The organism is Wolbachia endosymbiont of Oedothorax gibbosus, assembly GCF_936270435.1.
Taxonomy (GTDB): domain Bacteria; phylum Pseudomonadota; class Alphaproteobacteria; order Rickettsiales; family Anaplasmataceae; genus Wolbachia.
On sequence record NZ_OW370567.1, the window covers coordinates 889,464 to 910,405 of the forward strand.

Here is a 20,942-nt window from a genome sequence, read left to right on the forward strand (position 1 = left end):
ATAATTGCCCTGACAACACTTAAAGTGTAAAATGGCTCTACTTAAATAAAATAGCCATCAATGAACAACATAAGAAATTTTGCAATAATAGCGCATATAGACCACGGTAAGTCAACGCTTGCTGACCGTTTAATAGAGGAATGTAACGGCCTTGAAGCAAGAGAAATGACCAATCAAATACTCGATTCAATGGATATAGAGCGTGAACGTGGCATTACAATTAAAGCACAGACGGTAAAACTCAATTATACGGCAAACGATGGCAATCAATATTGCCTAAATCTCATGGACACCCCAGGTCACGTTGACTTTTCTTATGAGGTAAGTCGAAGCCTAGCTGCATGTGAAGGTTCGCTTTTAGTGGTAGATAGTAGCCAAGGTGTTGAAGCGCAGACCCTTGCAAATGTATATAAAGCTATTGATAACAATCATGAAATAATAGTTGTGCTCAATAAAGTTGATCTTCCTGCTGCAGATCCAGAAAAGGTAAAACTTCAGGTTGAGGAAATAATTGGTATTGACGCAAGTGAGTCAGTTTTAATATCAGCCAAGACTGGTCTTGGAATAAAGGATGTACTGGAAGCAATAGTAGCAAAACTTCCAGCTCCTCAAGGTGATGTAAATGCTCCATTGCAAGCAATTTTAGTTGATAGTTGGTATGACACTTACTTAGGAGTAGTGATTTTAGTGCGAGTTAAAAATGGAGTGCTAAAAAAAGGCATGAGAATTGTTATGATGTCTAATAATGCTACATATCAGATAGAAAATATCGGTATTTTCACCCCTAAAAAAGTTATGACAAGAGAGCTTTCAGCGGGTGAAGTTGGTTTTATAACTGCTTCAATGAAGGAAGTAGCAGACTGCAAGGTAGGAGACACTATCACTGAGGAAAAAAGACCTTGTAGTAAGGCACTTCCTGGATTTAAAGAAGTGCATCCTGTGGTGTTTTGTAGCATTTTCCCTCATAAAACGGATGATTTTAAATATCTAAGGGAAGCTCTAGAAAAGTTACATTTAAATGATGCAAGTTTTACCTTCGAGGCTGAAACGTCAAATGCGCTTGGCTATGGATTTCGTTGTGGTTTTTTGGGAATGTTGCATCTTGAAGTTATTCAAGAAAGGCTCGAGAGAGAATTTGATTTAGACTTAACAGCAACTGCACCGAGTGTTATATATAGAGTTACAACACGAAGTGGTGAAGTTTTGAATATTCATAACCCAAGTGATATGCCAGATCCAACGAAAATTGAAATTGTGGAAGAGCCATGGATTACTGCAACCATAATGGTTCCTGATCAATACTTAGGTGATATTCTGTCTCTATGTGAAGAAAGGAGGGGAGAACAGGAAGATTTGTCATATATTGGCAACACAACAACAGCATTATTAAAATATAAGTTGCCACTGTCTGAAGTTGTTTTTGACTTTTATGATCGATTAAAATCAATTTCTAAGGGATATGCAAGTTTGGATTGGGAAATCTCTAGTTATCGGGAAAGTCAAATAGATAAATTAAGCTTTTTAATTAATGGAGAACCCGTAGATGCACTGGCTTGTATCGCTCACAAAAGCAGAGCAGAAAAAAGGGGGCGTGAAATATGCGCACGCTTGAAGGATCTAATACCACGTCAGCAATATAAAATCGCGATTCAAGCGGCAGTGGGCGGAAAAATTATTGCCAGAGAAACGATTAACCCATACAGAAAAGATGTAACAGCTAAACTCTATGGTGGAGATGTGACACGAAGAATGAAACTACTTGAAAAGCAAAAGAAGGGTAAAAAAAGGTTACATTCTATAGGGAACGTAAATATTCCACAGAATGCTTTCATTCAAGCCTTGAAGATAAGTGATTGATCTTAAAAAGACTTCTTGCTATATCTTTACATTTTTTTTGCGTATCTGTTCAGATGCATGGCTCATGTACAAATATTGAAACAAAAATTCCAGTGCTCCCTTTCTTGTCATCCCAGTCTGGGATCCAGATTGGGCACTAAGTTGGTAAACACGAAAGCGCTTTACAACGTTTTTGATGGAACTGCGCGAAAGAACTGGATGCCAGTGTCAGCTACTTGCATGACACCCATTTGTTCCTATAGTTGTCTTTTCTCGTCTACCTTATTTTGCCACTCTGCTGAACAGATACTTTTTTGCTACCTTTGTAAATCCTCTTATCTCCGTGAACGGTTACTAAATTTCTTAATATTTATAGCTTAGGTTAGTTACAAGTATCCGTTCAGGATAGCGGCAAGACCATAGAGTAAAAGTGAGTTTACAACAAATGGTGTCATCCCAGTCTGGGATCCAGGAATTTTATTAAGTTGGTAAGCATAAAAGTAGCCGTTTTATGTTAAAATACAACATTTTGATGATTATGAAAAAGCTGGATTTCAGACTGGAATGACATTGTTTACTATGTACCATATTGCAATGTTCGTACAGCTGTGTGTCACGCACTTTGCTTCAATATTTGCACATTAGCCACTCCTCTAAACAGATACAGTTACAAATTATAGTACTTTTCATAATAGTCCAAATAAGGTAAAATAAGGATTTGTAGTAGTGAAGGTAGGTATGCCAGCAGCATATAGTTATGACTTAAGGAAAAAAGCAATGGAAGCTCTAGACGAGGGAGAAAGCAGAGAAACAGTGGCAGCAAGATTTAAAATTGGACGAACTACTTTGTGGGAGTGGCAGCAAAGAAGAAAAGAAACAGGTGACTTTCAATCAAAAAAACTTGGAAATGGAGGTTACAATCACAAAATTACCGACTGGGATGCCTTTGCTAAATTTGCCAGAGAAAACGGAGGAAAGACTCTATTGGAAATGGCTAAACTTTGGAGCAACGTTAGTATCCAAACTATCCACCGAGCCCTGAAAAAAATTGGATTTACACGCAAAAAAAGACCTATGGGTACAAGGAAAGAAGCGAAGAAAAACGTGCTAAATTCTTGAAAATTATAGCAACAAAAGAACCTAAAAACTTAGTGTATATAGATGAGTCTGGCATTGACAACACTGAAGACTACCCCTATGGATATTGTCAGAAGGGACAGCGGTTTTATGCCCTAAAATCTGGGAAGAAAACTCAACGAATCAGTATGATTGCAGCTTTAAGTGAAAGAAAAATAGTTGCTCCATTAACCTTTGAAGGCCACTGTAATATGGATATTTTTAATGGATGGTTTGAGCAATTTTTGATACCGACCTTGGAACCTGGACAAACTGTCATTCTTGACAATGCTACTTTTCATAAGTCTGATAAGATCATTAAGCTTGCTAAAGGGATTGGTGCAGAAATTTTGTATCTGCCACCGTATTCTCCAGATTTTAACAAAATTGAACATCATTGGTTTGCTATAAAAAACAGAGTCAGGAAAAACATTCCTCTATTCAAGTCTTTTCGTCATGCTGTTGATTCTGCCTTTCTATGATCTGTTCGGATTATTATGAGAAGTGCTATAAGAGCAATATTCACGGAAGTGGTAGCGCGTGGCACTATTCAAATAGAAATAAATCATCAGATGAACTAGGCGGTGAGTCTGATTCAACTAATGGGTCAGATTCAGATGATGATTGTGTTGGCTCATCAGACCCAAACAACCATGAAAAAAAACCACCAAAAAATGATGCAATTAATGAAAAAGGCTTCATAAGTATACTAAACAAACTACCAAAAAAAGAGCTCGGCTGTTCTTCTGTTTGTGCAGGTTCTGCATCTTCTTCTTGAACCCCTTCACTATCCTTAAATGATTCATCCACTGGATCAGATTTTTCTGTGGGTTGCAATAGAGTTTTTATTTTGTCATCAGTGGCCAAATCGAAAGGAGTCTTTCCATCTTCATCTACTGCATTAACGTTGATTCCATTTGCTTTTAATAGAGCTTCTACCACATCTTTATGGCCATTTACAGCAGCCAAATGTAAAGGAGTCCTGCCGCGGCTATCTGCTATATCAACCTTTGCTCCTTTATTTAATAGCATTTCTACTATCTCTTTTTTTTCGTTATATTGAGCAGCCAAATGTAAAGGAGTCCTACCACGATTATCTACTACATCAACCTTCGCCTCTTCATTTAATAGCATTTCTACCATGCCTTCTCTGCCATATTTGGCGGCTAAATGTAAAGGAGTCCTATCATTTTTGTTTACTGCATTAACATCATAAGATGGAATTTCTAAGAGCTTTTTTAAAATAGATTCATTGTTCATGTAAACAGCGTTATGTAACATACCCCCTGCTTTGTAATGTTCTTCTTCCTTAACAAATGCCTCTTCTATTGGGTTGTTATGAATATCGTCAGATCTGTTGGTGTAGAATACATTAGTAAAATTCTTTACATTGTTTTCATCAATACCAGCCTTTATATGTATGTAACCTTCACCGTTTTTAACAAAATCTTTTTTTAATAATTGGTAATGATCAATAATTTTCTTTTCTATTGATTGATGAGATTCTTTGATATCTTCTATAATTTGACTTATTTCTGTTGGTGAGAAGCTAAAAACTTCAGGTTTATAGTAATCAAAAGCTTTCCCATGATCAAGGCTAACAAATGGAGGATATACACGATAATTAAAACCTTTGTATTTGAATTGGAGCACACCAGTTCCAATAAATCCTAGATCGTGTTTCTCTTCCAGCTGTAATAAAAAATTATTCCATTTATTTTCATCGAACTGATGGTAATTAGGCCACGAGTAAACTAATACTTGATTTCCAGAATCAAAATTCACATGAATACTGTTCGGATTTTCAAAGTCATTTCTATTTTGTTTCAAGTGATCTTTATCTAAAACTGTGACTGATATCTTATCGACATTATCGTTGATGCATTCTGAAAAGATTGTTCTAACACTATGAATATTTTGATCTAATGAAGCTCTGTTCACTATGAGTGAGGACTCACCAAACCATATTTTAATTTCCTTTAGATTGTCCGAGTAATCATGTTCACTATTGAGGGAATTTCCTTTATTATAATTCTGTACTCTGTCCTCGTCACCACTTACTTTAACAACAGTTTTAGGTCTATTATTACCTATTGAATCACTCATCCCACACCTCTCTGTAAAACTGTATTATTATGATAAAGGCGTTAATAATCTATGAGCTCTGGGTTACATGGTTATTCTTCGTGTTTTTCAGTACATTTGAGCAGGCTGTACATAAGAATCGCAATTGTAGAGCATGCTATTGTTAATAGTAAATTTGGTAAAATACCATAGCGAAAAAATTTTCCTACTATATATATTCCAATAGCCCCAAACATCATATTGCAGAATGAGAGGACTGCACTACCAAGCCCTATACCTTTGATCGTTTCTAAAGCAGAAGTTACGTTATTGCTTATTATTAATGCAAGTCCGATATTGGCTGGAATCCAAACAGTTTGAAGAATTAATATATTTAACTTGTCCGCGAAATAAAAATATACCAATAAACTATCGGATATTATCGGTAACACCAAACCTATTATTAGCATTTTGCTAACCCCTACTTTTGGTACATACCTTCTATTAATTAAAGTTCCAATTATGTAAAATATGACTATGATCGATATGAGGTAGCCAAAATACTGTACTTCAATGCCCATCGATTCAAATATGAACGGGTAGTTAGCAATGTATGCCCAAAGCCACATGAAAGTTAATCCATGAATGGCTGAAAACCCAAGGAAACGATAATTTCTAAATATTGATATATATTGCTTGAAGATATTAGTAGTTATGTTAGTTATACTGGTTTCATTTTTATTTACAGTGAGTGTTTCTTGTAACTTAAAGTAGATAAAAATAAGTATAGCAATTGCTGCGAGTGAAATAATAAAAAACAAAAATTTCCAATGATAACCATGTGAAATTATATAACTGCCCACCACTGGAGCTATTCCAGGTGAGAGTGCCACAACCATATTTAATTTTGAAATTACTCTCGAGTATTCACTACCCGAGTACATATCCCTTATTGCTGCATACCCAACAACCCCTGCAACACCAGCCCCTGCTCCTTGTATGAAGCGAATTAGTATCAAGAGCATAATACTGTCGGCTATATAACACATGACACTTGCCAAAGTAAAAATTGTCATACCAATCAGCATCATTGGACGCCTACCATAATGGTCCGATAATGGCCCATAAATTAATCCAGATACTGCAAATCCAACTAGATTCAAGCTAATTGTAAGCTGCACTACACTGCCTTCTACTTTAAAATAATTGGCAATGCTTGGTAGTGCAACTGAGTATAGGTCAGTTGCCATATCGACAATTGCTACAGACAATATCATAATAAGAGAGATGATATTTTGCGAAAGAGCTGTTTTCACTTAATGATTTACTGGATTAAATATACTTGATTATAATATATTTTTTTCATTAGTATATTAATTTAACTACTGAAATTAAGAGTAGCTATTCGAGAAAAAGCCTGTGAAGGTTCTATCCAGTAGGGTGTCATCCAAGTGCCATGACTACTTGGATCTAGTCTTTATTATGCATGCAGCCACTTATTTAAAGTTAAATTTTCTGGATCCCAGTGTCTGGGCACTGGGATGACAGGAGAAGGAGGCTACTGGGATGACAGGAGAAGGAGGCTACTTGGATGACGAGAAAGGAGCTACTTAGATGACACCCTCCTAGTGGATTCAAATCACAATGTTCGTACAGTTATGTGCTTTGACACTGGAATCTTAAGCTAAAATCATAAAAAGCGCGAATTTCAATATTTTATCCTGGATTATTCACTTTAAGCTTTAAGTTTTCAATAGAAGATGCATTTGCCTCACTTACTACCTTTAGTGGTTTACCAAGGCTATGTTCTATTTTAGTCTCAAATTTAAAACCTAATTTTTCACAAATTTTTTGAAAATATTCAACAATAATATCAAACAGATTCTTATCATTTACTTTGTAGTCTTTCAACTCTCTAGGAATAACAAGAGATACTTTACCATCTTCATATGTTACATTTCCATCCTTATATTTCAGCTTAAACTCTACCGAATTGTGCAGATCGCATATTAAATCTTGGCCACTATATACACTCTCATTCATACTAAAATTGAACTTTAGACAATTGGGATCATCACAATTCATACAAATTCTTTTTGGTTTGAGGGAAGAGTAGATATTACCTATGTGCAATTCAAACGGATGAAGTGCTTGATCATGAGAAAGGACAAGCGTTATATACGTACTCCTATTGTTGAACGTACTATAATCAGTTATCAATTTTTCTATAACAGAGTCATTGGGAACCTTTGCACTAGCATACTCAAACATTTCTGTAAAAACTGCTTTAGCAAATAGACGATAATCCTTTTTGCCGTTTTTATCTTGTTGAATCAGATTTTTATGTTTTGAACATATGTTGCTAATGAAGTCATTAGCTATTACCTTTCCATTAATAATAAAATTATGAGCAAATTCATAAACAAACTCATACCCGCTATTGAGCGTTTCTTCTGTAGATCTTAAATTATTACATTTACTCTCCCTCACTTTAGCTTTCAATGCATCAACTATTTTCTTTGACATATCATACCTTTGCCATTAAAATTCAATCCTATACATATTGTATTAAACTTTAATTACCAAGGCCTTTCATTTCCGTGTTATCCAATGAATCACCATAAGTAACTGCTTTCAGGTAAAATTTTTTCCCTGGTTGCACTTCGAAAGATATTATTGAATCATCAAGTAGAACAAATTTTTCACCTGTGGCATGATCATATTCTTTAGTGCCTTCTTGTCCTCTGATTAGGTTGCTAAGCTGATATTTATTCTTACCTATAAGCTTTGCACTTTCGAACTTTATTACCTCTTTGCCAACTAATGCTAAATTTGCAATTGTTGACAGCTTACCAAAACGTAATACTATTACAAGCCCCTCATCGGTAGATTCCATTACATATCCGTAAGTAGACTGTTTATTTGTGCTTGCGATAGGCTTATAATCCTTATCGTTGTACGAAATAAAGAGCGTTGCTCCCTTCCAATTCCTTTCCTCACCAATTAAAGTAAAGCTTGCGATATTACCTTTAACATGCGGTAAATCTATCATTTCTACGATGGTTTTGCTGATGTGAGAAGGAGGGTATTCCTTCAGCATAAGTGACCTTGTTGAAGGAAAAGAAAGCTTATATATAGAGTGATCATAACCAATGCCAATTACTTGAATGGCCATGCTTTCAAATTTCGTTTTTATAATTCTCACCGTATGCTTTTTCTCACCGTCTAAAATCTTCATTACATCACTTGGCGCAAGCCATGCATATTTTATCGGTAGCTTGAAATTGTATATATTTCTCTCTTGCCACGAAGAATAAAGTAAAACCTCAGCTATATTTTGCGCCTCTCCCTCCTCCATAATGAGCGGTATTTCAACTGTTATAGCAGTGCCTTGCTTTGGCAACTCAGCATATTTAACATCAATTGGATAGCCAAAATTGCGGTTAAAGTAAACGATGTTAACTTTATTGTTTAAATCCAGTTGACTAATATTAACAAGTTTTGAATTGTTACTGAAAACCATTTCATCAATTGATATTCCAGTCGTAACTCCCCTGCTCTTTTGGACAAATTTCAGTTTAGAGCCCTGTTCAACCACATCAAAAAAATAGCAACTTTGCAGCATTTTAATAATAGAACGTACGGGTTGCTGGTCGTTTATCACATATCCAGACAATAATCCTTTAACATCACTCGTATCGAACTGGTCACTTTTTAAACCTGTTTTTTGTAACAGATCCGATAAAACATCGGAAATATTAAGCTGTGAAAGCTTTCCCTGAATCCAATGGCCTGTCTGCCAGTTATGGCAGTCAGTCCACATATCACACAAATTGGGAAAGTAAGGAAATGGCCTTGCATCCCATGCCCAGAGAAACATTTTTTCTACCATTTCTGAGCTTTGCCACTTCTTTAGCGTTCCTTCAATTGCAATTTTTTGTGAAAGAAAGCTCACCTCTCCGTTTGAATATCGTGGATATTTGCTCTCTATGCTGCCTTTGTCAACAAACACATTTGGCTCATTAGTGCAGCCGTTCATACTGGGAAATCCATATTCAGTAAACCATATTTTTTCATTTTTGGTTGCCATTTTGTTTTACTACCACCGGGGTTTATGTGAGTTTCACTCCACCATTTTGCTATGTTTTTCCACGCATACCTGCTGTCGTTATACTTTGCTTTTTCAGGCTCACTCTTTGAGTAATCATAGAAATAATCATACCCCACTCCACTGCTCCAACCACCCATTACATCTTCCGCGGAATAACCAAAAGGAGGCTCTGGACCATCAGTCAGTGGAAAATAAGCATCTATGCCAACAACGTCGATGTACTCCGAAGACCACAGTTCATCCATATTATACCAACCATCATATGAATGATATTCGCTCCAATCTGCGGCGTAGGTAACTGTTACTTCTTTTCCAAGCTGAAGTTTTATTCGCTTTGCAAGCTTAACTAGCTCTATAACGGCAGGGTAATTACCTTGTTCATCTCTAATTTTGGTAAGCCGCACAAGTTCAGAACCGATGATAAACCCTTCCACTTTAGTTTGTTTGGCAATGCTTGCATAATGCTCTATAAATTTGTTGTACTGATTCTTAAAAAAATCACTTATATCTTCAGGAGCCCCACTCAATCTTCCTCGCCACTCTTTGTTCTTTGTATCAAGTAAGGGCATTGGATAGAGCATCACCTTATAACCTCTGCTATGCAGCTCTTCTATATATCTTATTAGCGCTGCATCACTAACTGTGCCACCATATCTTGGGTTTCCACTCGCATCTTTTGAAATTAGTTGAGCATTATCTCTGGTTACACCCCCTACTTGCCAATCATCAGGTAATATTGCGGAATCATCTTGAAACTCAACTGCAGGGTATATTTTACAATCTTTAATGTTCAGATCATTCACAAACCAATTGACTACTACCGATACCCACTCAACATTTGGCAAATCTTCTTTTAATTGATCCAAAGAAAGCACTGCATCGCTCTTTTTAGTGTGGTTGTTATGATTTACCCTTTGTGCCAGCCCATATGGGATATATTGGTTGCTGCTTATTTTCTCTTGCGCGATTTTCTTCTGTATTTTTGTATCATATACAAACTCTCCTGAGCCTGGTATTATATTGATATTCCGAATATTTTCCGCTATTGAAAACCCAACGGGCTTTAATGCAGTTTGCACTTCAAATGTAAATACCGGAACACGATTATTATAGTCTGCTAAAGGAAAGTTTTTGATGACTATGTAAGATACTCCCCTATAAGCTGGCACGTTTTTTTCTCCTTCAATAGACGATATGAATGGATCAGGATTTTGATCTTCTGTACCGCGGTAAAAAGTATAATCTATTTCATCAAAGCTAAGTGATGTTGTATCCGCCCAGATTCTATTTAATTTTTCTACTTTCCCCTTGCAGATCGCAATTGCAAGCGTTGCATAGTAATTATACTCAACATTCATACCTCTTCCAATTTTACTTTTGGTGGTTATCGCCTCTTCTTTGATTGGCTGCGCCCAAATAATATTCCCTGCAATGCGAGCAGTGCCATAGATAATTGGTATCGTCCTTCCATAGGTTGAGGTTTGAACTTGCAGATTTTTTAGTCTCGCACCATGCGTTACTTTCTGCTCAGCATCAAGGCTAAACATCGCACCATCAAGCTGCGCACCAAGAAGAGCACCGAGTTCTGAGCCGATAATCTGGCCAATTGGACCAAAAATTTGACCAAAAATTGATGATAAAATTATTGTGGACATGATAATCCTCCTTTGTTAGTGTCATCCCAGTGTCGGAGCACTGGGATCTACTCTTAAAATAGATCCTATGGTCAAGCCATAGGATGACAAAGACGGTACAGTCCGCGGTAGCGCGTGACGCTAGAATCTAGTACCTCATTCTCTTGTCATCCAAGTGCTTCCTCCTTTGTCATCCCAGTGCTCCGACACTGGGATCCAGGAATTTTAATTGTAAGCAAGCACACTGAGTTGATAAGTATAAAAATGGCTGAAAAATAAACATTTTTGATGAGGTCACATAGAAAGCTGGATTCCAGTGTCAGCTACTTGCATGACACCATCCTTTTTTCTGGATCCAAGTAGTCAAGGCACTGGGATGACAAGAAAGGGGCTACTTGGATGACAGATACTATGATAAGAAATTCAACAGCTTACAATGAATAGTTGAAGCTTTTAATTAAGAAAAATACATGAGTAAATCGTGTGGCTATAATTATTGTAAGCAACAATGAAAAAGTGCGGAAGTAGAAATTTGAGTTGACAAAATAAGAAAAAATATAGTATATTAAAAATATTGATATTAACTTAAACTAATTATGCCAGCAGTAGTAAATACACCAGACAACACACAAAGACCGTCAAAATTTAAAAAAGCAAAAGAAATTCTGCTAGCTCCTGTAAGGTGGTTAATCATAGGTTTATCTGTAGTACTTTTGATAATATTTGTTATTTCTCTCCTGGTGTTTTTCTTAATCGCCAAGGTATTGAGTAAGCTATATCTTTTTGCAGGAGGCAAAATGCCGGAATGGTTAGAGCAAAGAGCTGAAGCATTTATGGAGGCAGCACGTATTCCACAAACAACACATGATACTAATGTAAATAATGCAATTAATATTAACGTTCAAAAGCTAAAAGAAAACTACGGTGAGCTTGATGTGGATGATAAGTTTATAGAGGAAATAGAAGGATTTATTGATCAGTTAGAGTGCATAGCAAATGGCACACAAAAAGCTACAGATAAAGATCAACTAACAAATGATGAGAAAAACCACGCTATAGAGTGCTTGAAGCGCATAAAAAATAACCCTGGTACACATAGTGGAAGCGGGTTAACATTAAAGCAAGTTTTAAATTTAGTTTGGAAGGCTTGCAACGATCAAACTAGAGCAAATAATATAGATATTAACACCCGCATATCACAGAGAAAATATCAACTGGTTAAACATTTAGTAGAATCGCAAACAGAATACGGAGTGCGTGATGGTCGTGGTTCAAGTGCATGTTTTACTGGCACATTTAACAGTATTGTCTCTTCCTTGTACAATTTTGAAGAGTTTTCCTTCTTGCAAAAAGCAGATAAGAATACTATAAAGCAGGAATTTGAAAATGAGCTGCAAAAAAAGGGAGAAGAACTATTTAATCAGCTTTCCAATGATAAAGAAAAAAAAGAAGTTGCAGAAGCTTTAAGTAATCCTTCTACAGGTTTCTTTTTAAACTATGTCGAGCCATTTAAAAACCACCATGCACGTGCAGTTTTAGGCGACAAAGAATGTGATAAACTAATAAAAGAACATTTTGCTAATCTTCAGTATAACAAAACAATATCGCGCTTTACCTAAACGATTATTTCACCAGCGGCAAAGTGATACCATGCTGATTCATATATTTTCCTTTCATATCATCATATGATTTTTCACACTCACTTTCGCCGCTTAAAAATACGAATTGGCATGCGCCTTCATTAGCGTAAATTTTTGCAGGAAGTGGAGTGGTGTTTGAGAATTCGAGTGTGACATGACCTTCCCATCCAGGTTCTAAGGGAGTAACGTTTACTATAATTCCACATCTTGCGTAAGTTGATTTACCAACACAAATGACCAGTACATTTCTTGGTATACGAAAATATTCCACTGTGCTTGCAAGCACAAAGCTATTTGGTGGAATTATGCATACGTCTGTTTCTTTATCTATAAAACTATTCTCAGAGAAATTTTTAGGGTCCACGATGGCTGAATTAACGTTAGTAAAAATCTTAAATTTATTATCCACTCTTGCATCGTAACCATAAGACGATAGTCCGAAAGATATGACCCCCTTACTGCTTTTGTGATTCACAAAAGGCTCTATCATTCCAAAGTTTTCAGCTTTTTCTCTTATCCATTTATCTGGCATAACTGCCATAACTGTTCCTTGAAGTTATGTAATACTTACAATAATATAAAATAAAATTTAAATGTAAACTGTAGCTTTTGTCATGCAAGTAGCTTGTATCAAATCACAATGTTCGTACAGTTATGCGCATGGCGCTGGGATGACAATGGATTATTAACTAACAAATTGTACTTCGTCACATGGTAAACGATGTCATTCCAGTCTGGAATCCAGAAAACTTACCAGGTAATAAGAACTGGATTCCAGCGGGCTTTGTTGCATCGCACCTTATACTGGTAGTAATTTACGATAAATTCATGTAGCCATTTCGCATACCAATATCAGTGAATTTATTGAGCAAATAGCATTTGATTAGCAGTTCTTTTTCTCGATTTATCTCAGATTTGTTCCGAAAATTAAACCCGAATGTTTGTTTCAGTCGCGAGAAAAAACCTTCTACATAAGATCTTTTCCCATAATTTACTTTTTCTTTCCACTTTTTTATGCAATCATATGACTTTATTAGTCTAATTGCAGCATTTCTGTCAGACATATAATCTATTTCTGGATGTTCTGCCGCATTGTTTATTGGTGGAATTTTTGCCTTTATATCATATTCGTTACACAACTTATAAAACTTGTGCCTATCATATGCCCTATCTGCATATAGTGCTTTTATGACATACTGAAAATCGACTTCTTTTAGCAAATCACAAGCTCCATAGTGATCAGACCGTTACTGTATTTTACAGCTATATATTCAACATTACATGCAATTTTCTATAGCTGCGATACTTTCTATCTTTGCTATTTTCCTTCAGGAGTGTTGTTGTATATCTGTACTGTCTATAGCAATTTCGATATCTTCCATGTTATTTTCTGCAATCATTTATCTTAATATCAAGTTTCTTTTGATGCTTGTGAATAGCTGCAAATTTCTTCCTATTTGTTGCAAATATCCTTTTATAAACCCTACCGTTTGTCTTAAACCAATTCTAAAAAGATTGACGATTATATGCACCAAAATTACGACTTTATCACTGTAAATATAGTTGCCGCCTTGCATTTTTGGACTATTTTCATACCAATTTTCGATAGCTTCATCGATGTAACGAAAAATATTTCCTCTTTCCTGGAGAAATTTGTTATATTCGTTTTGGTTACTGACTCTCATTTTTTGTGGCATATTTTTTCTTCAAAGGTTAAATGGCTATTTTATAATGAATTTTGTCAGTAACTGCCAGATTTTTTCGGTTGCTATGCAACAAAGCCCACTGGGATCCAGGAAAGTTTGCTTGTAAACTAGCACAGAAAAACGTTTTCAATGAGATTATATGGAAAACTGGATTCCAGCGTCACGCGCTGACCTCTCTTGGGCTCTTTTAGTCATAAATATTAAAAAATTTACCAAATAAAAAAAAGGCAAAAGAAGCCCTGGTCATTGTCTATTTTCAGTATTTGGCGTTTTTTAAGTCTTAAACACTGCAATTTAGCTGCTTTTAAGTGCAACTCACCTTAGCTAAAATGTTTAAGAAATTTACTAAGCAGAAAAAAAGGCAAAAGAAACCCCGTGGTAATTAGTGTTCACTTCCTAATCCTGCAAATTGGCGTACTATACTGTCTTAAACAGCGCGTTTCAGCTTATATAGCTAGCAATACTGTGAAGACATAAGGTGCACATAGTGCAAAAAATTAAAAATAAGACGCCAACTACGTTGTTTTCTTGCTGTTTAATCTGCACAGATGAAGATAACTGAATACCTTCAGTACCATAGTAAGGGGACTGGCGGAGTTTGTCAAGGAAGTTTTATGCAAGAGATCTATTGAAATGCCCCTGTAAAATTATACTATTAATTAGTGCACTGTAAATTTAAAATTATAGATATGTTAAGCAGATTGGTAATTTTGCTATTAGTTTTTATACTTCCTTTCTCTTCATACTCATACCAGTTTAGAACCAAAGCAAAGCAAGCAGTAGTCTTAGATTTAGCTTCAGACTCGTTCATTTTTGACCATAATTCCGATGAAAAAATGGCCCCATCTTCAATGAGTAAGCTAATGACTTTATATGTAGCATTCGATTATCTAAAAGCTGGAATAATAACCATGGAAGATAAATTTCGAGTAAGCAGAAAAGCGTGGGAAAGAAAAGGCTCTTCTATGTTTTTGAAAGAAGGTCAGTTTGTTACGGTAAAAGAACTGCTTGAAGGAATTACAATAGTCTCAGGTAATGATGCCTGCATAACGCTAGCCGAGGGCATTGCAGGATCAGAAGAGAATTTTGTGGCTGAAATGAATGAGGTTGCACAAAATTTGAACCTGAATGACAGTCATTTTGTCAACTCAAGTGGATGGCCAGACGAAGATCATTTTATGAGCGCAAAAGACTTGGTAATGCTGGCAAAAAGGATTTTCACTGATTTTCCGGAATATTACGATTTATTTTCTGAACAATATCTGACATATAACGAAATTGTACAAAAAAATAAAAATCTTCTACTTTTTCATGACATTGGGGTTGACGGCTTAAAAACCGGTTATACAAATGCTGGTGGTTATGGCATTGTAGCATCTGCAAAACGAAACGATAGGAGAATTTTTGCTGTCGTAAATGGTTTAAGCACTGAGAAAGAGCGAATAGAAGAAGCAAAAAGACTGATACAATACTCCTTAAATCATTTTAATACTAAGAAAATATTTGTTAAAGACAGTGTAGTTGAGGAAGTAAATGTTCTCTATGGAAAAGATAAAAAAGTGCCTATTACAGTTGCAAACGATGTTACCATAACTTACAACCGCAAATTGCATGACCAAATTAAGGTGCGTATTGAATATAAAGATATGATACCTGCACCAATTAAAAAAGGTCAAGAAGTGGGCAAAGTTTTTGTAGAAATACCAGGCATTGAACAACAAACTACACCACTTTATGCAGCAAATGACGTGCAGGAATTGAATTTCGTAGAAAAGTTTTTTAGGATGTTATTTTAAGTTTGATATTAACTTTCAAAGTAATTTCGAAAGAGAGATCTATTGCACTTTAGTATAGCCTTAGCTAACAATTTCTGTTACAATACAAGATTGAAATGTTACGAAAATGTGCTGGTTATATTTGTTGCTGTCTAGTATCCTAGAGATACTGTGGGCTGTAACGTTAAAGTTTAGTAACAGTTTTACTAAAGTTGTGCCTTCTATTGCAACATTGGTAATTATGATCATTAGCATTTACTTTTTATCTCTTGCAGCATGCTTTCTACCTATTAGAGTATGCTATGCAGTTTCCTCTGGAATATGCACAATTGGAATAACTATAATTGGTGCAACCGCTTTCACAGAGAATATTAATTTATCTCAAGTTTTATGTATCGTTTTAATTGTAATAGGAACCATAGGGCTAAAGCTCTCTATTTAAACCTAAAAATTTATGCATGAATTGGATATATTTACTCTTAGCTTCACTAATTGAAGTGTTCTGGGTCATAACACTTAAGCATAGTTGTGGATTTACTCATCTCGTACCATCAATAATTAGCATACTCTCCATGGCTCTTAGTACGTATTTACTTTCGCTCGCTACACGTTCTATACCTATCGGAGTATGCTATGCAATTTGGACTGGAGTGGGCGCTATAGGAGCTTCGATACTTGGAGTTTACCTATTTAATGAACCAGTTAATTTATTCGAAGTAATATGCTTTATTTTAGTTACATTCGGGATTATAGGATTAAAATTGTTTGATACTGCAAAACAAACTGTTGATAAAATGGAATAAGAGATCCCACAATTGGAATTATATTAAGGAAATACTTCCTGCACATTCCCATTTACGTTTTGCGCTTCTTTCGTTTCATCCATTTTAGTACTAGGTTCTAACATTCTAACTGTAGTATAAGCTACCGCTAATGCTGCTGCTACAACTGTAACTACTGCTCCTATTACAGGATATAGCCCAGCTGTAATTGTTCCAATTGCAAAAAGTGTTATCGTTATAGCAGTACCAAACAATATTGTTAAACTGAAAGCAACAAGAGATATTTTACCCTGTTGGTCATGTCGTTTCATTCTTTCTTCAGATAAAAGAAAATTCACATGCCGAACTATATAATGATTTTTGTCAAAATCGCTCGGAATTTTATTATCATTATTCTTTGACAAAAGATCTGCTCTTTTGCCTATTAAAGTCTCAATTACCTCTTTGCAACCACGTCGAGCAGCCATATGTAAGGGAGTGCATTTATCTTTATCTACTGCATTAACCTTTGCTCCTGCTCCTATTAGAGCTTTTGCTGTCTCTTCATTCTTGGCATTATGCAAGGGAGTGCGTTTATCTTTATCTAATGCGTTAACATTTGCTCCCGCTCCTATTAGAGTTTTTACTGTCTCTGCATCTTCAGCAAAATGTAAAGGAGTACATCCATATTTATCTGCTGCATTAACATTTGCTCTTGCTTCTACTAGAATTTTTACTATCTCTTTACGGCAAAATTGAGTAGCTATATGCAAGGGAGTGCGTTTATCTTCATCTGCTGCATTAACATTTGCTCCTGCTCCTATTAGAGTTTTTACTGTTTCTTTACAACCATATTGAATAGCCAAATGTAAGGAAGTGCGTCCATCTCTATCTATTGCATCAACATTTGCTCCTGCTTCTATTAGAGTTTTTACTATCTCTATGCGACCTTTTTTAGCAGCCAAATGTAAAGGAGTATTCCTATATTTATCTACCGCTTTGACATCTCCTTCTCCTTCTATTAGAGTTTTTACTATCTCTATGTAACCTTTTTCAGTAGCCAAATGTAAAGGAGTATACCCATCTTTACTTATTGCATTAACATCTATATCTTCTCTTTTCAATAGGAGATTTACTACTTCTGTTTGACCATTTTCACAAGCCAAATGCAAAGGAGTACATTCATGATTATCTTTTTCATTAACATCTGCTCCGTTGTCTATTAGAGCTCTTATTGTTTTAGTGCAGCCACGGCGAGCAGCCTTACATAAAGGAGTGTCTCCATATCCATTTTTTGCATTAGCATTGATTCCTTCTACTCCCAATAGAGCATTCACCACATTTTCTAAATTATTGTGGATAGCTAAATGCAATAATCCATATTCTACTGCAAATAAGTGGTTTACACCAAAACCAGCTCCTTCCCACTCTTTATATTCATCTGAATATTGTGATAATTTCTCTTTTATCTTCCCAATTACGTTATCTTTACTTAAATTTTTGTCAGCATCAATTGCACTTAGCATTCTTTCCCACTGCTCGTGTTCAATTGTCATAACTTTACTCCTACTTTAACAATATTTTAATTATCATATATTATGACAAGAAAGTTAACCCTACCTAATTTTGCTTAGTAAGCACACTAACTATGAAACAATCTATATTACCATCAAAAACAGAATTTATATTACCCACTTCATGTCCAGTTCTTAAATCCTTCACCATTTGATATGGATGCATAACGTACGATCTGATCTGATTGCCCCAGCCTATATCGCATTTTTTACCATATTCTTCAGCCATCTTTTGTTCTTTTTTTTCCAGTTCAATTTGGTACAAACGTCCTTTAAGTAATTTTAATGCCTCATCCTTATTTCTGTGTTGAGAACGACCATTTTGGCATTGAACTACAACACCAGTTGGAATATGCGTAATGCGTACCGCACTTTCAGTCTTGTTCACATGCTGACCGCCTGCTCCAGAAGCTCGGTAGGTGTCGATCTTTAGATCCTTTTCATCCACAGCAATATCAATTGAATCTTCTATTACTGGAGTTACTCCTACACTTGCAAAACTGGTATGACGTTTACCATTTGCATCAAACGGCGATATTCTAACCAGCCTGTGAATTCCACTTTCACTTTTTGCCCACCCATAAGCTTTTTCTCCAACGATTTTTATCATTGCAGACTTTATACCAACCGACTCTCCTTCTAATTTTTCTACAACTTCAACTTTAAAGTTGTGATAAATTTCTGCCCACCTTACATACATGCGCATCAGCATTTCAGCCCAATCATTGCTCTCGGTTCCACCAGCTCCTGAGTGGATTTCTAAAAAGCAGTCATTATTATCTGCTTCGCCAGTAAATAAGGATTCTGTTTCTTTACACTTGATTAATTTCTCTAGCTTAGCTAATTCATTTTCAACTTCAGAGAAAAATTCTTCATCATTCTCATCAATAGCAGACTTCATTAAGCTGATGGCATCGTTGTAATCGCTTTCTAGCTTTGAAAACGACTCTATGTCATACTTAATTTTAGAACGTTCTTTTAAAATTTCTTGTGCCTTTTGATTGTCTTGCCACAGATCATCATTCGACGCTTGGAAATCCAGCTCTTCAAGACGCAACTTTAATTTTTCTATGTCAAAGACACCTCCTGATAAGAGAAATACTTTTATTTAAGCCTTGAAAGTATTCGAAAATTTCTGAATAAGTTTTCATTATACTTTAGATTTTAATATATTTACTATTACTAACAATAACAGCAAACAAAATAGAAATTTAACCATATAGTAGTTAATTTGAAATAATCTTATTATACTTTAATGTTTAACAAAATCAAGTGTGTATATTTATTAAAAAATAAGGTAAAGTAATGAATATTAAAATAAGTTCTCATTATGGTTTAGACAAAAAGGCTATTGATGACTTAATAGAATCACTTGATAACGAGGAGCTAGAAAATGTTCGTAATATTGTAAAAACGATAGACAGTGTTCAGTTAGCTTATTTTTTATCTACTTCAATCAGTGATCACAGAGAGAAATTAGTTAATATCCTCGATCAACATTTGTTAAGTGATGCCCTAGTGCATGTAGTGCCAGATTTACAAATAGAGATCATAGAAACATTGGGAATAGAAAATACAGCAAAGTTACTAATGCTCCTTGATGTAGAAGATATAGTAACCATAGTGAAAGATTTGGATAGAAAGTCTGTAGAAAGCATACTTTACTATTTGCCCAGCAAGACTCAGAAATCAGTAGAGGAGTTGCTATCATACCCAGAAGAAAGTGCAGGAAGGTTAATACATAAAGATATGGTTATAGCTCCATATTACTGGACGATAAATCAACTGACAGAATTTGTGTGCAACTATAAAAAAATACCAGAAAGATTTCACCAGATATTCATTATCAACTCAAAATTAGAGCCTATAGGCAGTGTTAATTTAAATAAGGTAATATCTCACTCAGGAGACACAATAATAAAAGAGATAATGGATCATGACATAAAAATCATTAAAACTGGAGTAGACCAAGAGGAAGTAGCAAGAATATTTAAAGATTACTCTATATTATCAGCTCCGGTAGTAAATAAGAATGGTAAAATTATTGGTGTGATCTTAATTGAAGATGTGATAAAAGTTGTTCAACAAGAAACAGAAGAGGATGTACTCAAAATAAGCGGTGTATCTTCTAAAGCCGATATAAATGCCCCTATACATAAAACTATAATTAAAAGGCTACCTTGGTTACTGTTTAACCTCTTAGCTGCAACAATGTGTTCCATAGTAGTTGGCTTTTTCGATGATGTAATAAAAAGTTTTATAGTACTGCCAATAATCATGCCGATAATTGCATCAATGAGCGGAAATGCAGGATCCCAAACAGTAACGCTAACCATCCGGGCAATCGCAACAAAATATCTAACTGAGCAAAATGCAAAAAGAGTACTGATGAAAGAATTTTTAATAGGTCTGATAAACGGAGTGATCTTATCTACTATTTCATTAGTAGTGTTAGCAATAAGGTTTCACAGCTTCAAAGTAGAGATGATTTTTGTGGTCTCCATGATTATGATGTCAATTATTGCAACGTTCATCGGAACTTTCATTCCTATAATGCTTCATCGTTTAAAGTCTGACCCTGCCGTTTCTTCTTCAATCCTAACATCGGCAACAACTGATATTCTCTCAGCTCTTATATTTCTTGGTTTAGCTACGATCTTTTTATTAAACAGCTGATACTATCTATAGCTATACCGCCCACAACTGTACGAACATTGCAATTTGC

Annotated in this window: 14 protein-coding genes and 2 pseudogenes; 7 read left to right on the plus strand and 9 right to left on the minus strand. The window is 35.4% G+C overall.

All coding sequences use genetic code 11. From position 1 onward, the window contains the following. Positions 1–60 precede the first annotated feature (60 nt). Both lepA and NBW39_RS04470 read left to right on the plus strand, forming a co-directional pair. Complete coding sequence (gene lepA / locus NBW39_RS04465; RefSeq protein WP_250294641.1) at positions 61–1,857, plus strand: translation elongation factor 4; 1,797 nt, start codon at positions 61–63, stop codon at positions 1,855–1,857. A 717-nt stretch (positions 1,858–2,574) separates the two neighbouring features. Continuing rightward, positions 2,575–3,434 (plus strand): IS630 family transposase gene (locus NBW39_RS04470; protein WP_250294642.1). Its coding sequence is split into 2 segments (ribosomal slippage): positions 2,575–2,899 and positions 2,899–3,434, totalling 861 coding nucleotides; the frame shifts between segments, so codons are not numbered across the junction. A gap of 64 nt (positions 3,435–3,498) precedes the next feature. Here the strand turns inward: NBW39_RS04470 and NBW39_RS04475 are convergent. The 5 genes and pseudogenes from NBW39_RS04475 to NBW39_RS04495 form a co-directional block, all read right to left on the minus strand. Further along, a complete protein-coding gene (locus NBW39_RS04475) occupies positions 3,499–5,058 on the minus strand; it encodes an ankyrin repeat domain-containing protein (protein WP_250294643.1) in 1,560 nt (519 codons plus the stop codon). A 71-nt stretch (positions 5,059–5,129) separates the two neighbouring features. After that, a complete protein-coding gene (locus NBW39_RS04480; RefSeq protein WP_458695375.1) occupies positions 5,130–6,332 on the minus strand; it encodes a multidrug effflux MFS transporter in 1,203 nt (400 codons plus the stop codon). A gap of 400 nt (positions 6,333–6,732) precedes the next feature. Beyond that, positions 6,733–7,542, minus strand: a complete 810-nt coding sequence (locus tag NBW39_RS04485; RefSeq protein WP_250294644.1) for a hypothetical protein — start codon at positions 7,540–7,542, stop codon at positions 6,733–6,735. Between the two features lie 49 nt (positions 7,543–7,591). Further along, on the minus strand, positions 7,592–8,908 hold the full coding sequence (locus NBW39_RS04490; RefSeq protein ID WP_370273770.1) for a phage tail protein: 1,317 nt from the start codon (positions 8,906–8,908) through the stop codon (positions 7,592–7,594). Between the two features lie 3 nt (positions 8,909–8,911). Further along, positions 8,912–10,782 (minus strand): annotated as a pseudogene (locus NBW39_RS04495) (baseplate megatron protein TIM-barrel domain-containing protein); the annotation flags it as partial. A gap of 575 nt (positions 10,783–11,357) precedes the next feature. Here NBW39_RS04495 and NBW39_RS04505 point away from each other — a divergent pair. Continuing rightward, positions 11,358–12,380, plus strand: coding sequence for a hypothetical protein (locus tag NBW39_RS04505; protein ID WP_250294647.1), 1,023 nt, complete (start codon positions 11,358–11,360; stop codon positions 12,378–12,380). Between the two features lie 4 nt (positions 12,381–12,384). Here NBW39_RS04505 and dcd read toward each other — a convergent pair whose 3' ends face one another. Both dcd and NBW39_RS09240 read right to left on the minus strand, forming a co-directional pair. Further along, entirely contained in the window at positions 12,385–12,942 is a 558-nt protein-coding gene (dcd, locus tag NBW39_RS04510; protein ID WP_006280485.1) for a dCTP deaminase, read from the minus strand. Between the two features lie 274 nt (positions 12,943–13,216). Beyond that, positions 13,217–14,098, minus strand: a pseudogene (locus tag NBW39_RS09240) (IS5 family transposase). A gap of 698 nt (positions 14,099–14,796) precedes the next feature. On the opposite strand from NBW39_RS09240, the gene NBW39_RS04525 reads away from it, so the two are divergent. From NBW39_RS04525 to NBW39_RS04535, 3 genes are all read left to right on the plus strand, one after another. Next, positions 14,797–15,903 carry a D-alanyl-D-alanine carboxypeptidase family protein gene (locus NBW39_RS04525; RefSeq protein WP_250294650.1) on the plus strand — a complete coding sequence of 369 codons (1,107 nt, stop codon included), beginning with the start codon at positions 14,797–14,799 and terminating at the stop codon, positions 15,901–15,903. A gap of 106 nt (positions 15,904–16,009) precedes the next feature. Beyond that, on the plus strand, positions 16,010–16,324 hold the full coding sequence (locus tag NBW39_RS04530) for a DMT family transporter (RefSeq protein ID WP_250294651.1): 315 nt from the start codon (positions 16,010–16,012) through the stop codon (positions 16,322–16,324). 16 nt (positions 16,325–16,340) lie between these two features. Beyond that, positions 16,341–16,685 (plus strand): DMT family transporter, encoded by a 345-nt coding sequence (locus NBW39_RS04535; RefSeq protein ID WP_250294652.1) that lies wholly within the window; start codon positions 16,341–16,343, stop codon positions 16,683–16,685. Between the two features lie 23 nt (positions 16,686–16,708). Here NBW39_RS04535 and NBW39_RS04540 read toward each other — a convergent pair whose 3' ends face one another. Continuing rightward, complete coding sequence (locus NBW39_RS04540) at positions 16,709–18,199, minus strand: ankyrin repeat domain-containing protein (RefSeq protein ID WP_250294653.1); 1,491 nt, start codon at positions 18,197–18,199, stop codon at positions 16,709–16,711. A gap of 64 nt (positions 18,200–18,263) precedes the next feature. Continuing rightward, positions 18,264–19,368 (minus strand): peptide chain release factor 2 gene (gene prfB, locus NBW39_RS04545; RefSeq protein WP_250294654.1). Its coding sequence is split into 2 segments (ribosomal slippage): positions 18,264–19,292 and positions 19,294–19,368, totalling 1,104 coding nucleotides; the frame shifts between segments, so codons are not numbered across the junction. 154 nt (positions 19,369–19,522) lie between these two features. On the opposite strand from prfB, the gene mgtE reads away from it, so the two are divergent. Further along, the gene (gene mgtE, locus NBW39_RS04550) at positions 19,523–20,893 is read left to right on the plus strand and encodes a magnesium transporter (RefSeq protein WP_250294655.1); all 1,371 of its coding nucleotides are present in this window, start codon (positions 19,523–19,525) and stop codon (positions 20,891–20,893) included. Positions 20,894–20,942 lie beyond the last annotated feature (49 nt).